At 41.0% G+C, this 2,958-nt stretch carries 2 protein-coding genes; one reads left to right on the forward strand and one right to left on the reverse strand.

All coding sequences use genetic code 11. The annotated features are described in order from the left end of the window. The first annotated feature begins 232 nt into the window (after positions 1–232). Positions 233–1,339: a Fic family protein gene (locus ABIQ28_RS13665; protein ID WP_348038240.1), complete on the forward strand. Its 1,107-nt coding sequence runs from the start codon at positions 233–235 to the stop codon at positions 1,337–1,339. A gap of 1,080 nt (positions 1,340–2,419) precedes the next feature. Here ABIQ28_RS13665 and ABIQ28_RS13670 read toward each other — a convergent pair. Next, the gene (locus tag ABIQ28_RS13670) at positions 2,420–2,551 is read right to left on the reverse strand and encodes a hypothetical protein (RefSeq protein WP_348038242.1); all 132 of its coding nucleotides are present in this window, start codon (positions 2,549–2,551) and stop codon (positions 2,420–2,422) included. Between the last annotated feature and the right edge of the window lie 407 nt (positions 2,552–2,958).

Below are 2,958 nucleotides of genomic sequence, written 5' to 3' on the forward strand. Positions count from 1 at the left end.
TGCACACACCATAAATAGTGCCACTGCGGCGACACCTCATACTTTCCATGTCATTGCGAGCAAAGCGAAGCAATCTTTCCAAATGATAAGTGTAGAGTACCCCGCAGAAACCAAGGAAGGAGGATAAATTATAAGCATGCAACGAATAAATGTTCTAATCGTCGCATAAACAGCGACGAATACTTTGCTGTGCAACGAATAAAGCGTACTTTCGTTGTAAAATATGCAACGAATGAAAGCCTACATATACCAAAATGACCATTGGCCACACTTCACTTGGAACAGTGATGCCTTCCTCATGCTATTGAGCGAAGCGCGAAATTTACAAGGCAGGCTTTTAGGTAAAATGGAATCCTTGGGCTTTGAGTTGAGAAACGAAGCGCTTCTGGATACCTTAACGCTCGATGTTTTAAAATCCTCTGAAATTGAAGGGGAATTTTTAAACCCTGACCAAGTACGTTCCTCAATCGCCAGAAGGTTGGGTATGGAATTGGCAACTTCAGTAGATGCTGACAGGAACGTTGATGGCGTTGTCGAAATGATGTTAGATGCCACTCAAAATTGTTTTCAACCCTTAACTGCCGAACGCCTTTTTGATTGGCACGCAGCGCTATTTCCAACCGCTCGAAGTGGCATGCACAAAATAACGGTGGCTGACTGGAGAAAAGATTATACTGGACCTATGCAGGTGGTGTCGGGTGCTATGGGGAAAGAAAAAGTACATTTTCAAGCACCAGAAGCGCCTTTGGTGGAGCATGAAATGCAGGAATTTTTAAATTGGTTTAATACCAATAAAAAAACCGATTTAGTCATAAAAGCGGCAATAGCCCATTTATGGTTCGTGACCATCCACCCATTTGACGATGGCAATGGACGGATAACACGTGCCATTACCGATATGCTATTGGCGCAATCTGATAAAAGTTCCCAAAGGTTTTATAGTATGTCTGCCCAAATCAGGTCTGAAAGAAAGCAGTACTACCATATGTTGGAAACCACCCAAAAAGGAAGTCTGGATATTACGGAATGGATCCAATGGTTTTTGAATTGCTTAATAAATGCATTGACAACAACAGATACCCTATTGAACACTGTTTTAGTGAAAGCAGATTTTTGGAATAAACATTCTGAAACTTTAATAAATGAACGTCAGAAAAAATTATTAAATAAAGTTCTTGATGGCTTCGATGGAAAATTGACGTCCTCCAAATGGGCTAAGATCGCCAAGTGTTCCAAAGACACCGCCATACGTGACATCAATGATCTGATAGAAAAAGAGATTTTGCAAAGGGAAACGGCTGGAGGAAGAAGCACTAATTATGAATTAAATCGAAAATAAGAGGCAAATCTAGACCCATGGGTCGGTAATCATTTTTCATGTTTTCTAAAGAATAATAACTCGTTTTCATGCTAAGTAACTGTTTTTCATGTTGAATTTACTGAGCCATTTTAATCCATTATTTTCCGATTAAAGTTTCGACGTCCTTTGAACGATACAGGCTGATATAAGTTTTTTAGCGTTTTGTAGATCCCATCGATATCAGGTGATTATTAATCATAAGACCCAGTTTTTAGCCATTTACGGTTTTGTCTTAGTTATTGGTTCTAACAGCGAAGCGGTCTTAATTCCTTTTCAAGATGATAATTTTTTTATCGCGAATGACATCAAACTGTATCACTAATTTTTAAGGGCAGGTAATAAGGAGTTCCTCAGTCGTTCCATCTAGTCCCTGCGCAGGCAGGAAATCGAAGATTCAGCGGAGCTAATCTCCGTCTTCAACTGCTATCCTCATCTACGATTTAAAACACCTTGAAACCTAAATTATTCCATTTTAAGATAGGGGCAGGTAATAAGGAGTTCGTCAGTCGTTCTATTTTGTTCCATAAAACATCTGTGCAAGGCACTTGGTCCTTCCCACGTCATTGCGTGCAACGCGAAGCAATCTCTAACTTCTTAAATGCACGCTCAATCAAGCCTTGCACACACCATAAATAGTGCCACTGCGGCGACACGTCCTCGTTGGCACTATTTATTTGTTTTATTTCACACATTCTCTCCTTCCTCACCCGCAGCTACTTTTGTGCCCTACCTGCGAAAAGCAGGTACCCAATAAGGTGCCTGCAAAAGCAGGCGACATTTTTAAAGGGCACAACCGCTGCTTCATGTTATGCGAGCCTGCGGGTCGCTTCGGGCTGATCGGGCTGTCACGATTTTTGCAATTTCACATTTGCCTCCAGTAGCTTCGGTTCAGGCCTTCGTGCCTCATGCCTTCATTCAGCCACTTCGGCAACCCGCGCAAGCGTAGCTCATTTATTCCACTCCACGTCACAACGTTTATTCATTCCGCAATACTATTCGTAAACCTCAACAAAGCACCCATAATAGGTCATGAAAATTGCCAGGTCTACAATAGGTGTTTTACCAACTGTATTGCTCCATTTCGGCTCTGTCAACGTTGCGTTTCATGCAATCGCTACCCTTGCCTTTGCCACACCGAAGCAAAAAATCGCGCCAGCCCTGCGGTAAACCGTAGGCGTCTGCCGCCCTCATCCTTCGGGCCTATGCAGCCACCACCCTTGCTCAACTCGCAGCCGGCTCGCGCCTTTTGATTACCTGCCTTGGCAAATTCATTATATTTCGATTTTATGGTTTTATAAAAAATTTAAATTTTACAATTCTGTTTAATCTTATTGTTTTTTCAAATCTCACTAGAAGTTATCTGACTTTTTACACTTGCTCTATGTCACGAGCATAGAAGATTATAAAAACTTTTACTTGTGATTATTAAGTGAAATCTTATAAGGAATGATATTAAAATCATTTGACCAAAGGCTCTACATTATTACTAATCAAGTCTTGGTTCTTGATTCTAACAGCGAAGCGGTCTTAATTCTTTTCCCACACGCTATTAACACTAATCTCACATCCTAACACAGCTGGACTTAAATTTTAGACTA

Source organism: Gelidibacter sp. (genome assembly GCF_039916245.1).
Classification (GTDB): domain Bacteria; phylum Bacteroidota; class Bacteroidia; order Flavobacteriales; family Flavobacteriaceae; genus Gelidibacter.